The 14,754-nt window shown below is 41.2% G+C and carries 14 protein-coding genes; 3 read left to right on the top strand and 11 right to left on the bottom strand.

Features of this window, described 5'->3' with window-relative positions:
• Positions 1-47: 47 nt before the first annotated feature.
• The 11 genes from AC0L6H_RS12680 to AC0L6H_RS12630 form a co-directional block, all read right to left on the bottom strand.
• The gene (locus tag AC0L6H_RS12680) at positions 48-1,352 is read right to left on the bottom strand and encodes a PASTA domain-containing protein (protein WP_473389377.1); all 1,305 of its coding nucleotides are present in this window, start codon (positions 1,350-1,352) and stop codon (positions 48-50) included.
• Positions 1,353-1,448: 96 nt separating this feature from the next.
• Positions 1,449-2,009: a phage tail protein gene (locus tag AC0L6H_RS12675; RefSeq protein ID WP_473389376.1), complete on the bottom strand. Its 561-nt coding sequence runs from the start codon at positions 2,007-2,009 to the stop codon at positions 1,449-1,451.
• A 16-nt stretch (positions 2,010-2,025) separates the two neighbouring features.
• Positions 2,026-4,590, bottom strand: coding sequence for a hypothetical protein (locus AC0L6H_RS12670; RefSeq protein WP_473389375.1), 2,565 nt, complete (start codon positions 4,588-4,590; stop codon positions 2,026-2,028).
• Positions 4,590-5,021: a GPW/gp25 family protein gene (locus tag AC0L6H_RS12665; protein ID WP_473389373.1), complete on the bottom strand. Its 432-nt coding sequence runs from the start codon at positions 5,019-5,021 to the stop codon at positions 4,590-4,592. The genes AC0L6H_RS12670 and AC0L6H_RS12665 overlap by 1 nt, the downstream gene beginning before the upstream one ends.
• 15 nt (positions 5,022-5,036) lie before the next feature.
• Complete coding sequence (locus tag AC0L6H_RS12660) at positions 5,037-5,381, bottom strand: hypothetical protein (RefSeq protein WP_473389372.1); 345 nt, start codon at positions 5,379-5,381, stop codon at positions 5,037-5,039.
• Between the two features lie 24 nt (positions 5,382-5,405).
• Entirely contained in the window at positions 5,406-6,902 is a 1,497-nt protein-coding gene (locus AC0L6H_RS12655; RefSeq protein WP_473389370.1) for a phage baseplate assembly protein V, read from the bottom strand.
• 2 nt (positions 6,903-6,904) lie between these two features.
• On the bottom strand, positions 6,905-7,645 hold the full coding sequence (locus AC0L6H_RS12650; RefSeq protein ID WP_473389369.1) for a CIS tube protein: 741 nt from the start codon (positions 7,643-7,645) through the stop codon (positions 6,905-6,907).
• Positions 7,633-8,856 carry a hypothetical protein gene (locus tag AC0L6H_RS12645; protein ID WP_473389368.1) on the bottom strand — a complete coding sequence of 408 codons (1,224 nt, stop codon included), beginning with the start codon at positions 8,854-8,856 and terminating at the stop codon, positions 7,633-7,635. The genes AC0L6H_RS12650 and AC0L6H_RS12645 overlap by 13 nt, the downstream gene beginning before the upstream one ends.
• Before the next feature lie 34 nt (positions 8,857-8,890).
• Positions 8,891-9,349 (bottom strand): phage tail protein, encoded by a 459-nt coding sequence (locus tag AC0L6H_RS12640; RefSeq protein ID WP_473389366.1) that lies wholly within the window; start codon positions 9,347-9,349, stop codon positions 8,891-8,893.
• Between the two features lie 32 nt (positions 9,350-9,381).
• Positions 9,382-10,584, bottom strand: a complete 1,203-nt coding sequence (locus AC0L6H_RS12635; protein ID WP_473389365.1) for a phage tail sheath family protein — start codon at positions 10,582-10,584, stop codon at positions 9,382-9,384.
• Between the two features lie 2 nt (positions 10,585-10,586).
• Positions 10,587-11,333 (bottom strand): hypothetical protein, encoded by a 747-nt coding sequence (locus tag AC0L6H_RS12630; RefSeq protein WP_473389363.1) that lies wholly within the window; start codon positions 11,331-11,333, stop codon positions 10,587-10,589.
• A gap of 213 nt (positions 11,334-11,546) precedes the next feature.
• Between AC0L6H_RS12630 and AC0L6H_RS12625 the strand changes: the two genes are divergently transcribed.
• The 3 genes from AC0L6H_RS12625 (at position 11,547) to AC0L6H_RS12615 (ending at position 14,586) form a co-directional block, all read left to right on the top strand.
• On the top strand, positions 11,547-12,032 hold the full coding sequence (locus tag AC0L6H_RS12625; RefSeq protein WP_473389362.1) for a hypothetical protein: 486 nt from the start codon (positions 11,547-11,549) through the stop codon (positions 12,030-12,032).
• 390 nt (positions 12,033-12,422) lie between these two features.
• A complete protein-coding gene (locus tag AC0L6H_RS12620; RefSeq protein ID WP_473389361.1) occupies positions 12,423-13,442 on the top strand; it encodes a patatin-like phospholipase family protein in 1,020 nt (339 codons plus the stop codon).
• A gap of 247 nt (positions 13,443-13,689) precedes the next feature.
• Positions 13,690-14,586, top strand: coding sequence for a hypothetical protein (locus tag AC0L6H_RS12615; RefSeq protein WP_473389360.1), 897 nt, complete (start codon positions 13,690-13,692; stop codon positions 14,584-14,586).
• Positions 14,587-14,754 lie beyond the last annotated feature (168 nt).

The raw sequence follows: 14,754 nt of genomic DNA, 5'->3' as shown, positions 1-14,754 counted from the left end.
GTATGCCAACTACTCCAATCAAGCATAAATTCTCGGTCAATTATTTTTTACTGTGGTTTTTTCAACCCTTGAAATTTTCTAACATCAAGCTCAACGAAACCGAATTTTCTTTTTTTGTTGGGATAAGTGAGTTCAACAACTTTTCCAACCTCAAGTTTCGCGCCGCGGGATGGATTTTGCGCTTTTACCTTATAGTCACTAGCGCTGACCCATGTTCCTTTAATGACTGACTTTACTGCAAATCCAAGATTCTTCAGTTCTTTAATCGCATCGCTAGGTGATTTACCCACTACATTGGGGACAATAATAGTTGTTTTTTCCACTTTCAATGTAACGTAATCACCTATTTTAGCTTTGCTTTCAACTGTTGGTATGTGGCTAATAACTACACCTAAATCAGCGGTACCAGTCGACACATACTGTGCCTTTACGCGAAGGCCTAACGTTTCTAATGCAGATTTTGCTTCTGCATATGAAAAACCGATTAGGCTAGGAACTGTGACACTTTGTGATGGTATAACTAAGTCTATTTTAGCACCGGGTAACACCTGAGTGTCGCTCATGGGATCAGTCCTAATGACCAACATTGATCTGCTATTACGGCTTGCGTTTTGTCCTTCTTGAATTTCGCCAACTTCTAACCCTAAGGTTTCAAGCACAAGTTGCGCATCAGCAATCGATTTCCCTTCTAAATTGGGTACAGTGACAGATATGGCAGATATGGTAAGCGTGAAGGGAATGCTGCCTTCAACTTCAGTTATAGGCTCGCCTGGCTCAGGTGACTGATGAATAATTAGTCCTGGGCTTAATTCGCTAACCACCTCAAATAAAGTAATATCATATTTGTTTTCCAGCAGACTGCTCTCTTCATCTATGTACTTCTTGCCCACTAAATCTGGGTATCCGCCGCTAGGCCAAAAAACAACCACAGCTATAATAATAAGCACTACTGCAACAACAGGAACGATCCAACACCATAAACATCGTTTCTTTTCTTCTTTACCAGCTCCTACAACAACACTAACCGTGGCGCTGTCTTCTGCAATTTCGGTATTACGTGCGTCATAAGCACGTAGTCGAAAGGTATAAACTTTTTCTGGATCATCTGGGTTTAGCAAATTTTGTGGCGGGTTTATTTCTACCAAGACAGTAGTTGAAACACCTTCGCTAAGATCTCGTTCAGTAGAACCCTCAATGCTCAACCAAGCGCCAGAATCATCGTCAACACGCACATCTAAACCAACTCGCAAGGCGCGCCCAGAAGTATTGACCAAGCTAAACTGGAATTTAGTTTTTTCACCTGCCCGGCACGTCATTTTTTCGCCCGTTGGCGTTATATTTACGATTTCCATGGATATCTCCTAAAATAAAAATAATGTGAATGGTCTAGCAAAAAAGCTGTTATAAGCAGCCCATTAAGTTTTTGTATGAGCATTTCGCTCAGCAATTTATTTTGGCGTTGAACACAGCGAAATACTTAAAGTAGTGTATGCTGGCTTTTCTTGGCAAACGATACGCTCAATCAATTCCTTGTATGGTTCGGCCGCAATGGGCACTGTCACATGGATATGAAAGGGCTTGTTATGGCAACTCGCTTCACCATTGGTACCATCATCAACTTCAAAGCCCTTTACTCCTGTGGCAATTTCCAACATCTGCAACATACCAAATTGCGTTCCACGCCACTGAGATATCCGTGTCGCATTTTCTATCAAGCCTCTTAAATGCTTCGCTTGAGTTGGTAAGGTTCTATTGCACCAAGGATTGTCCTTGTTGCTGTTTGTACCTGACTGAAACAAACGTAGCAAATTCATCCAGTGAGCAAGCATGGGTAATAATTCGTCGGGTGCCGTGGTAGGATTAAAACGTTTATCAAGCTCACTTAGCAGTTCTTCAGTAGGCGCGTGAAAACCTGCCATAATATTAAGCATTGCTTGTAAGACCGAGTCCGTATGCACGGTTCTTTGCATGACTGAGGGCAACAGTTTTTTAATACGAGATTCTTCCACCTATTTAAGCTCCCATTTAATCATAATTGACCTTTACTTCGTGTTCTGCTGAACAAAACAACCAATTAGCAGGCAAAGTAACTTGGTCATTGAAATGCGTCGGCGAACAATATTGAAAAGTAGATTCACCAGAAACTTGCCTATAAATACCTTGCGGTCCTGCTGCTAACATCACTGAATCAGCCATAGTATTTGGCGTGATTGCCAAGGCACTAACAGTTTCAAATTGATTAATTTGTGCCATGGGTAAACCGCAATTTACACTAGCTGGAACCCAAGTAGCACTGTCACCTTGCCAATCAAGCGACATAACCCCTAAATTTTTGGTGGCCGCGAAAACGAGTTTATCGGAAAAATCGATAGCAGTGCATCCCCCTGCAGTCCAATTATTATTGAAGGGCTTCCATCCTTCTGCAGAGTCTCCTGAATCTTGCATCTGCCAACGATAGCAACCCTTTCCGGGGTCATTTCCCACCGCTGATAAGCCAGCCCATAAATAACGTAGCGTATCCAAATACTGAATTTTAAGAACGGCAACAATTTCACCTTTTAATCCAATTTGTTTAAATATTGTTTGCGCCCCAACAGATAGGAAAACACCGCTATCTGGTGGGGTTGCTACCGCCACAAAGTTAGTTCCCGCTTGATTGGTCGCAACTACAACTGAACGTATTGCAAGAGAGGGTTTATGCGGATTCACAACAATCGACTTCCACTCCTCTCCTGATGAAACACTTTGTTCAAACAAGCCATTTTCAGTTGCAATTAATAAGCTCGGACGACCGCTTCGCTCAATCCATGCCACATCGTTAACAATAAAGTCAGGTTTGCGAACACGAACCCATGTTTCACCGCAGTTTCTAGACAAGTACAAAGTATTTTCTTTACTTGAGGTAGAGCGTGTAAGCGCAATGACTAATCCAGCCACTTCTGCAACAATTCGATTTTCACGTGGGAAACTTTTAGCACACACGACCTTTTCATCTGGCCATTGATTTATTCGCTCCCAACCAAATGCATTATTGATAGTTCGAAACAATGCATCGCCAGCCGCCGCATACCAAGTATGGATTTGCCAAGGATCGGCATCAATATGAGTCACGTCTTCATTAGGGACGTGACTAACTTCTAATCTAACCGGTTCTACCGCTTTTACGCCGGGCTCGGCGATAAGTGTACGATAAATATCATACGCCCCTAGTGCCTTACCAAACGGCCAAGCTGATTGAGTGTTGCTTTTAGAAAGCGGTGTTACTGTGTTGAAAAGTCGTTCTAATATTCTACTTTTCACAGCTTCTCGATTTTCTTCACGATGCACAGTTAAACTCACAATCGCTTTGACACTTTTATAACGACACCATGAAACAATACATTGAGTGCCCAGCGGCTTGCGCTGTTTCAAGGTGTTTTGTATTTGCGCTGCTACTTGAGTATTTTGATTTTGCGACATTACATCGGGCGTAATCCTACCTTGTTCGCCTGACACTTGAGGAACCAAAACAACTTCAACCGTACCTGGAGCTGCGTACTGCCATTGTTCGCGCTTGGTATAGGCATGTGCTCGATTTACCAAACCTGATTGTTTAATAGCTATCAGTTCAAAGTCTTGTGCGGTAACGGCTCGTTGTAGCGAGTGCAACTCGAGCGGACCTCGAATAAGGGCGTTATGTAAACTTTCTTGGTCGCTACCTCCCAATGCGCGATTAGGGTTGGTTACAGTTAAATTAATACCATTTAATGGCTCAATTAATTTATTAATACAATGAGGGCCCAAATTACCTTGTATACCGCCTCCAATACGATACCTCGCCAGTATTTTACGTCCCACTTCGGGTACCGCTGCCAATGGTTCAGCTTCATGCTGCGCATTTTGTCCATGTGACAGCGTTGGCGCAAAATGTAAAACACCCTCAACTCTACTAATCCGATATACGCATTCACTGGTATTTACTGCTGAAAAGTTTTCTACTTCTCGCCAAATGCGATAGGGCTTTCCATCACTATGACGGTAATGTTCACCCGATCCGGGCGCTTCTCCTTCACCTAATTCCACCGCTACTATTAAGTCGATTCTGTCGGGTACCGAGGCGATAAGTGGTGAGTGGGGTAACGAAAATGCCTGTCCCGGGTTACCTGTTCCTTTGCCAATAGTTTGGTAATCTACCCATTTGGCATTAATAGCCAACGCTTCAATTTTCATTTCCCCTGCAGTGATTGTGGCGTCATCAAGGGTCATAAATTCAGGGCCCTTGTCTCCTGCTGCAACTCTTGTATTTTGCGGAATAGTTAGGTCACTTTTTCGCGCTTTATCAATAGAAAATAGAAGTCTTGTTGTAGCGGCACAGGGTGCACCAAGTTCAACCCCCATCATTCTTAATAATTCGATATATACTTTTTCTGGTAAGCGATTTACTCGATAAATCATGGTTTCCGTTAAGTGAGCAAAAAGCTCAAGCAGGATCATACCTGGATCGCCTGCATTATTTGGTCGCCAGCCGGAATATCGTTCTGCATGCGCAACTGCTTCTTGGATCAGATCAGTAAATTGGCGGTCGTCTAAATTAAGCGAACGAAGTGTCATTATTCTGCCTGCCCCATAAGATCAATAGTTAATAATAAATGTTCTTGCACGCGGCTTGCCTTTTCTCTGTATTCCAAACTAATATCGAGTTGCCCGTCCGCTAGTTTTGATGCACTTGCATCTAGTAATAAAATATCAATGCGCGGCTCCCATCTGTTTAGCGCCCGCTTGATATAATGAATAGCTAGACCTGCAGTGGTTGCGTCATTAGGCGCAAACACCAAACGATATAAATGTGTACCGTAGTCTGGACGCATCACTCTTTCTCCTGGTCGGGTCGACAAGAGCATAAGTATCGACTGACGGATAGAAGCAGACCCCTGCACGCTTGCAATGCAATCTCGCTGATCAATTACCAAACCTTCAGGGCCTTCATTACTGTCAAAATCAGGATGAACAAACTTGAACGCTAGGTATCGCTTGTTATTCATATTTTCCCCTCCAGATTAGGTGCTCTTCACCATGGCTTGGCCGGGATAACTGACCTTATACATTGATGGTGGTACACTGTCAGTTATGCCAGTAATACTTTGCAAACAAATTGGTTTACCGCCAATGGTAACAAATGCAGAATACCCTGATTCAACAACCGACAAGGTCAAGCTACACGGTTTGCTATTGGAACTAGCAGGGTGTTTGCAACCGGCAATTGTTCGCGATAAAGCGTTAGGTTTTATGTGAACACGCTTCTTGTTTACTCGAACAAAATTAGAGCCTCGCGCAATATCTACCCTACCGGCACCAGGATGCAAACAATGCAGAGCGCCGTTTTCTGTCAACCAATGAAGCATGCTCCCTCCTTAATTGTATAGTTATTACTCTTGTCTAAAATCCACAGTATTTGCTGTAAATATTAGACTTTCTCCTGGTGCTTCAATTACTAGTTCTGCATTCGCATGCAAGGTAACTTTACCTGGAGCTAAATCTATAAAACTACCGTCTCGATTCTTCAATGTCACAGCATTGCGTTTATCATCTAAAATTACTTTTTGACCATTTTTCGTAGTCAGGTTAAAAACTTTATTGTCGCCGTTGTTCGAATGTTGCTGGTGCAAGGCGTGCTGACCGAACAGGCCTCCTAAAACGATACCTTGAATAACATCGCCGCCAGCAAACATAACCAAAACTTGATCACCTACATCAGGTAAGACGACTAAACCTTTTTGCTCACCTGCTCCGGCGGCGATACAAGGTAGCCACCCCGACCTTAGTTCACCTAAACAGGGATAACTGACGGTTACTCGACCCGCATTATCGGGATCATCAATATCAGTGACCAATGCAAGTGCAGAATGAATGAGCCTTGGTTGTAAAATTGTTGGAGGCATTGAATGAAATTCAGTTATATAACCTTCGTCTCGGCTAATAAGGTGCCTAGCTTGCGTTACCACATACGAGCGACACAAGTCAGGTTCAACACCACTAAGTTTTATCTTTTTACTGGGAGTTAACGCAGGATCACCTTGCGCAGTCCCTTGAATAATAACTTCACTGGCAAGTCTGTTATATAAAGTGGCAGTTGCCAAGGCCAGCGCGCTTTTCTTAGAAGTACTGATGGCGTTGGTAATGATTAATTCGCCTGATGCATTGAAATTATCAGGCGCTAAATGCTCTGCCACCGTAAAGCTTGTTTCTACCTGGGATTGTTTAGCCTGAAAAGTATCAACGGTACTAGAATTCCAACTTTGGATAGAGACTTCTCTACATCCTGGTTCAGCACTTTCCTCAACAATAACGGAGAATAAGTTTTCACCAAAATTTAGTACGTATTCATCTTCGCCTTGCAGTAAATTAAAAACAGACAACTGAGTGCCATGCAAAAAACAATGTAGTCCGTAACGATTCAACTGTTCTATACATAAGCGCCAGTCTGATTGACACCACTGGAATAACTGGTCAATTTCTATTTGTTCACCACTGTACTTTAGGCTTATTCCATAATCCGCAAGTATTGTGCTGAGAACCGACTCAAGTGACATTGATTCAAATTGGCGAACCGGTTGAGACTTGCGCAATAAATGAAGCGAGTCATAAGCGCGAACAACAAAACCGCGGTTGCCATTCGAGTACACTTGTGTTCGTTTAGCTACGATATCCCCCGAAAATAGTATTTCAGAAGATCCAACAATTCGTATTTCCAGCTTGTTGCCAGGTACACATGGAAATTCTATTAGTTCGTCGAATATTAATTGCAGTTCACAATGGCTGGGTAAATTGGCCTGTTGCAAAACCTCAATTCGCTCAATGGCATTGCGTATTTCAGTTCCTACGGGCTGTCCATTTAGCATCAAGGTAATTTCTGGAAGAATCATGATTACACATCCGTAAGGCTAGCTATATTTAATTGGGTACCAGCAGGACAATCTAACGGCTTGTCTATATCGTTTATCCATGCAAGTAAACGCCAATGTTCAGGTGCGCCAAAATATTCAAATGCAAGTTGATCTAAGCGCTCGCTATCGCCATCGTTATTGTGTACATCATCTGCGCCGCGTGTAGTATGAATTAAAGTATCTTCACCCAGAGTTGGAGGTGCCATATTTAGATCTTCAGGTAACGGTAGTGGGGTAATAGTTCCACCGCTCAAATCATCTGCATTTTCCGCTACGCGCTGGATAGACAAGCGAATAAATGAGCGTTGAGGTATTCCTTGCGTCGTAAAGTATTCTAAGCGCTCAGCAATTTCTTTTACAACACCAGGGTAATTAAACGCTTTTCCCCAAATAAACCGCATCAGTGCTGGAAACTTTCGTTCGTTTACACCAACATTATTTTCAGAAAGCTGCCAAAGTGGCCCTGTAAGCTGTCGCACGTCAGTGCAATCCTTTTGAGCTTCAGGTAAGTTAACATCAAACAACAAGTTTACTGTCAACAGTGTTGTGCCACCACCGGTAAACATAATCGGGTCATCACTAAGCGTTTTAGACGCCAAAAAACCACTTTTTACACGATGCTTTTCAATGCCACTTTGGCGTTGCAAAACCAAGCTTTCGGGGTTAAGTAAACATGGAATTTGCTCGCCGGTTGCCTCTACAATGAACACTACTCGTTCCATAAGTGTCCCCTTTGCTCTATGTCTTGACGCTGCTCAAATCCGTTTTGTGCGTGAATAGTGCGCAATGCTGATTGTTTTGGCCTTGGTGAAACAAAGAGTTTGGCGTTTGCGCATTCGCTTGGAAGTTTGGGCCAATTTTGTGGCGATGTGAAACCTTCCTGTGGGAGCGGTGGCCACATTTCAATATCCGAAGTTAGTGTTAAGTACTCTTGCTTGATGCCGGGCTGAGTTTGCTCAGAACCGCGCGGATGAGGCCCAGACATTTGCCGGTCTACAGGCATATCTATTTGGCTGTTTTGCAGCTTTTCTTGATATTCATTTGGTGCCAAAGTGCCAAATGTACGATTGACATCGTTATTTTTAACTTGTTTTTGGATCTTTCGTTCAACACTCTTTTTATTGTAATTGTTGTTGAGTGAGGTGTTAATGGCTGCTTTCGCAAACCTTAATATGTGCTTAGGCCATACATGTGTTTTTGCTAATTGGGGCTGTGCTAATATTTTAGAATTCTCAGGTATAGGCTTGAGCGAAGATGAGTCCCTATCAATATTTTGACTCAGTGTAGGAAAAACTATCTTTTTTTTGCTAAAAGTGGCTTTAGACTTAGAATTAGTTATTTTTATACCTTCATCAGTCCCCTTAAAGGCGCGCTCTTGAGGCTTCACTTTTAAGATTGTTTGCGATGACTCTTTATTAGGCCCTAAATGCACAGCAGTGCGAGTGTTTATTTGACGACTTTTTTTATTATTTATTGAAGGTAATTTATCTACATGCTGAAATTCATTATTTTCAGTTTGAGTTTGATCAACATGTAGAGGGAATTGTAAGTGCTCGTTATTGGAGCTAGATTGTTCATTTGTCGCCGCATCTTTATTATTATGCCCAACATCCTTATCCCTCGCTAAGTCACTAACAGATTGATAAGAAGCAATGTTTGTACTTAACATATCTTTTTGAAGCTGATTTCTCTCTTCAGGAACTGCCTTAGATTGAGGAGTTAAAGGGGCTAAGGCGGAGCGATTTTGTGCAAAGTGAGGTTCTGCAGCTTTTAGATGATGTTGACTCGAACGATAACGCGCTATCATGGGATGTTGACTTTCCTCTAACCACTGAGGAGCCTTTTGGGCAACCATTGCAAGCCAATGTGCTGGGGGTAGGAGGTCTTCATCAGGGACACTTTCCTTGCGTGGCACTTCAGCAGGGGGTGACAATCTCTTGCCTGCCCTCATTAAAAGTTGACCGAGTTTATTCTTCAACAGATGCAGCTGCAACATCTGGCGCCCGCTCTACAGATTCTGCTTGAAGAACCATACTTTCAATTGCAACACTATTACCTGACGAATCTAAGTTGGTTCCTGACCATTCGCATAACCAAGAATTTCCGAAATTCCATCGAACCTTTTCTTCATTGGGATCATTGCCAATAATCACTACCGAGACCTCTTTACGCTCTACGGTTCCATTTGCTGCGCTCATTAACCAATCCCACATAGCGCGAGAAGCCGTGACCCCCCATTCTAGAGTAATAGGGGAAATATTTGTTTGGCCCGGTAATTTTCGAACCGCATTAGGCGTGCCCCCTTCACGATATTCTATACACGATACTTTTAAGCCCAAACCAGTCACACGGGTAAAATAGCCCGCAGGCTGACTTCCCAAATACAAAACAAAATGATAATTACGATATATATCTGCTTCCACCATGACTCATCTCCATTAGGTTGATCACTGATGCATTATTCTTCGCTAGCCTGAGCTGCGTCCCCACTGCCTTGCCATTGCCCAATACGGAAAACTATAAATTCAGCTGGCTTTGAAGGCGCTATACCAATTTCTACAATTAACCGCCCCTCATCAATAGACTCCTGAGGGTTATTTTCACCATCGCATTTAACAAAATATGCCTCGCTAGGAGAAGCTCCTACTAATGCTCCACTTTGCCATTGCAACTTCAAAAACGCGGAAATATCTCGTATAACAGTTTTCCACAAACGAACACTATTAGGTTCAAAGACCACCCAATTTGTGCCGCGTTTAATTGACTCTTCAATCATTAGAAATAGCCGACGTACGTTTATGTAGCGCCATTCAGGATCATTATTTGAAAGCGTTCGTGCACCCCAAACACGGATACCAGCGCTAGGAAAATACCGAATACAGTTTACGTAATTGTCGTTAAGTTGCCCTTGTTCACTGGCTGTGATTCGTTGACTTAAACCAGAACAAGCACGAATGCCAACATTTGCAGGAGCCTTGTGCACACCACGATCCACATCAGTTCTAGCATATATTCCGGCAATATGTCCTGAAGGGGCCACGGTAACTCTTTCATGGGTAAAGGGGCATGTCATTACTATGTGTGGCGAATAAACGGCAGCAAACGAAGTAGATTTGGGACGAACGCCTTTTTTGGTTTTTTTAGACTCAACATCCCCTGCCGGCTCGTCTATTCCTACAGTGGTAAGTTCAGTCACATCTTCAAAGGTAGCTGGGCCATCTAAAATAGCGAAGCGATTTTTCATTTTCTCACAATGATCAATTAATGCATTGTACTCACTTATAGAGCTTGCACCAGGTGCTGCAACTAAGGCAATCTCATCAAAGGCATCTAAGCTATGAACACCAGTACGTTTTCCTGCATCGCCTGCAACAGTGCCATCGCCAATATTAACAATGTAGCAACGACTGCCACCATTGAAGAAAAAACCGTATACTGCATGCAATAAAGCAAAATCCTTTATCTCATTTCGATTTTCAGGTACGAACTTTTTGCAAAACTCATGAAAATTATTACAAGCAACGGGGGTGTTTAGGAATGCATTCTTAATGGGAGATTTAGCCAAAAACGCACAGGTTGTTGTTGAAACCGCAGCAATGGGTTTTGGCCCTGTTGAAACCTCTTCGATATAAATTCCAGGAATGCTGTAGGTCGACGCCATAGTCAGATCTCCTCAGTGTTAAAGATAACTTCGACTGGCGAATCTGATACAGAAACTACAACACGCTGCGAGCTACTTTTATAATTAACCATTAGTGTTTTTTGTTTTGGACTTGCTGGTACTGCACCTAAATTGAACTTGCCTTGTTTGTCGCTTATCACTGAAATACCTGTACTACCAAGAGATACCAAAGCACCTTCAATAGGAATAGCTCCTGACTTCAATATAACCACCACACGTCCGCGAAGGTAAACCGGTGGCGAAATGTGCATAACTAAAGGCTTGGATACAGCACCCGCAACCACTGTTTTCACTTCTCTTTGATGCTTAGCAAGTAAGGTAAAACAAGGTCGTGGCGTTACCTTTAGTGCCTGCCAAAAACCGTCTGAAATAGGCTGTAACTCAAGCTCTAAATTCTGATCTTCCATAGCTGAAAATATCAACTCTTCAATGATCTTATTGCTCAAGGATTGACTCTTAGCGCTAACATAAACCAAATACTTTAAAGCAATCGTTAAAGGCGCAGAGTGCACCCGTTGGCTCGGAGGCGCGGGCAGAATCTCTTTTAATAAACAATGGACACAAGGTAAGTTGTCGATTTCAATAGGTTCGCAACTGACACGTACTTTTTTACCGATATCATCTTCGATACCCGATAACACTGTGCTTATCCACTGGGTCAATTGTTGCTCAATAATTTCCACAACACCGCCCCACTTTCTAATTGGATTAAAAATTTTTCTTGACAATTCGATGTTAAATCTATCCTAACACCATTAAGGAGCAGAGCACAATGATTTAGTTAATAAACAATAGATTACCTGCTTCATACAGAGCAGTGTCTCTTGCGTTATTATTCGATTAGACATACTATCTATCGAAATTGATTATAATTCACCCAACTCAAGTTGTAGGAAAAATAAAAATAACGATGCTGCCAGCAAAACTTTCTGGAGGATGCAGTGCGTAACTTGCTCAATTATGTCGCTTGGTTTTGTTTCGCTTTAATTTTAGGCTTGGAGCTTAGTTACCTTGCTTTTTTGCCTATTTCAACTTCTGAAAATTTACCGGCTCCAGGATTAGGTATTTCATCACTGGCACTTATTGACGGTTTGGTTTTTTACTCATGGACCACTATTAAACTGGGTAGTTTAGTGACTGAAAAAATACTTACTCCAAGCACTAAAATTAGTAATTTCATTTTTTTCGTAGTCATGTTGATAGTTTCATTTATCGTTCTTTTTGGTGCTGTCGCGTTACTTTTATTTATGATATCTCTGCTAATGGCAATACCTTTTGGCACTATCGCTTATATGGCGGAGTATGCTGATTTCCCAAGAGACTCTGCACTGGCAACCCTTGGAATTTTAATGCTATTGAAAACGACATTCGCAGTTATTATTGTGTTTGGAGAAAAAGGCTTTTTGAAGATTATCGTAAATTCCTAATTCTGCTTGCTTGCTCATTTCTAGTTAATATTGTTTTAAGTTTTTTATATGCTTTAGTGCCAGGCTTCTTGGTCAGCATCACCGATGCTATAGGTACGATCATCATAAGCGTATTAGCCTTAATCTGGTTCTTAATATTGTTTATTGGATCTATTTGGGGAGTCGTCATGTTAATTATGGATGCTGTGGGTTTGGTAAACAAAGGGGTAAATAATTTTCGCACTTAATAAATAACTTCAGCGGCATGCCAAAAAGAATTTAAACGATTCGTTAGCTGAAACGAAAGTGGCAACAAAAATATCCTCTGCTATATTTAAATTATCACACGGAACGAGATGTAGAATTACTGTGCGTACGAATAACGAATATTCTAGTATATAAGGACTCACCATGTACAAATTCAAAAATCTTTGCTTGGAGGGCGGTGGCGTTAAAGGCATAGCTTATATTGGGGCGATGCAGGTATTAGAAGAAAAAAAGATATTATCAAAAATAGAACGAGTTGGCGGGACGTCTGCTGGCGCAATTAATGCTGTTCTTCTTGCACTCAATTACAACTCCGAAGAAGCCTTAGAGGTAATGTCTAAATTAGATTTTAATCGCTTTATGGATGATGACTTTTTTGTAATCAGAGATACAAAAAGGCTACTTGATGAATATGGCTGGCACAAGGGCGATTTTTTCCGAAGTTGGATCGCAACTATAATTCAAAAAAAGACCGGCAATAGCGAGTCTACGTTTGCAGATATTGAGAAACTGAAATCTAAATACAAATTCAAATCAATGTACTTCATGACCACCAATCTATCTACAGGATTTTCCGAAAAGCTTTCTTATGAACATACACCTACAATGTGCATAGCCGATGCAGCAAGAATGTCGATGGCCATTCCACTATTTTTCGCTTCGATACGCAATACTAGAGGAGATGTTTATGTAGATGGTGGTGTACTTATGAACTTCCCTATCAAGTTGTTTGACAGACAAAAGTATGTTGCGAAAAGTAATTCTTCTATCCCTGAATATTATAAACGAGAGAACAAACGAATTGCGAAAAGTGTTAGACCCATTACTCCCTATGTTTTTAATAAGCAAACATTAGGATTCAGACTCGAACCGAAAGAACTCATTTCAGTTTTTAGGGATCAAGCTGAACCTCCCCACCAAAAAATAAATAGCTTTTTCGATTATACTAAATATCTCTTAAAAACAGTGATTAACGCGCAACTAAACACCCATTTACATAGTGATGATTGGCGGCGAACTATCTATATAGATTCTCTGGGAGTTGGTACTACTGATTTCGACCTTAGCGATGGTAAAAAAGAAGAACTAATTGCATCGGGCAGGCTTGGAACTGAAAAGTACTTTGAATGGTACGACTCATGGGATAAGAAATATCATAGCTAGCTTAAAAGGGTAGCGTGAACCGTAAACAAAGTCAGTTTTATAGACTAGAGTTAAAACTTAGTATGGCATTCTTAAATTCCACATAAATCATTGATTATATTTAAATTAAGCATAACTAAATAGCGACCCCAGCTTTTAAAACTTGCTCAATTGTCAAACAATTTGAGGAGGCCAATACTCACTGAGTTTGTGTTTATGCGTACAGATATATTTTAAAGTTAACAATAAGTACCAAAAAGGAACGAGTATGCAAGGAAATGAGATTAATACGGGTAAAGAAACACGAATATATACAATGTTAAGTGATTTCATAAAGTACCATGGGATAGCGATTTTTCTTGTAGTTTTTTTTGTTCTAGAAATCTATCCCACCCAGCAACAAGAACGCGAAGAGTGGATTAACGAAATTACTCTATTGAGAGAAGCGTTGAACCCTTCCCAAAGAAGTCTAACGCTTGATCAAGCACGCTCGATTCTAGACATTGTGTCGATGAATTATACTAGAACTCTCGATGACGTATTTTTTAAGAAAATTGATGAATACTACGAAGGTAGCGGGGACTTGTACGCCCATGAATGGTTTGATAAAGATTATGACCAAAATCCCAACACAAGGACTGTGTACATAAACTCACAGGTGCACGATTTCGATTTTTCAGGCGCTAATAAGAATGATGAATTCAAGCGTATTCACAGTATTTTCACTCGAGAGTCTATTTTTTTTAAGAAACAGGCTATACAGCTTATTAACCCAACTTATAGCGATTCAAAACGAATAGCTAATTACTCATCAGAAGTACTGAAATCATTTAATTACAGAGGAGAAACACTACATCAAATATGGAGCGACTCGACGGTAAAAGTTCATGGCGAGTATGACAGTTTAATTGTTAATTCAATAGTGCAAACGATTATCGAAAATGACAGGAGCGAGTTATTCGATGATGTAAGGAGTCTTAAATTTGATATTCCCGACGATTGGCACAATGGTCGATCGGAAATCGATTTTATTGCGTTACAAGGAGACCTTAGTAACTACTTGAGGACGACAATGGGTAAACGTCTAGTTGAATTGTCACAAACTGACCACGACGCTAACATTGCTCTTCGACATATAAAAAGCTATCTACAAAAAGAAAATTAGTGTATCGGATTTAACATCAGTCATTCCTTACCTGCCATGTTTGACATTATTGATTGACATTTGGCGCGCTCGACGCGACGAGCTTGTAACTGCGATACCCTAGCGAAATACAGACTAAGTATAAGAAGCATTAAAACTATTTACTACTCGCCTTTGTTTGCTGGTAAG

Source organism: Glaciecola sp. G7-5 (assembly GCF_055808975.1).
Note: the sequence above shows the minus strand (reverse complement) of the source record. Positions and strands in the feature narration are given on the sequence as shown.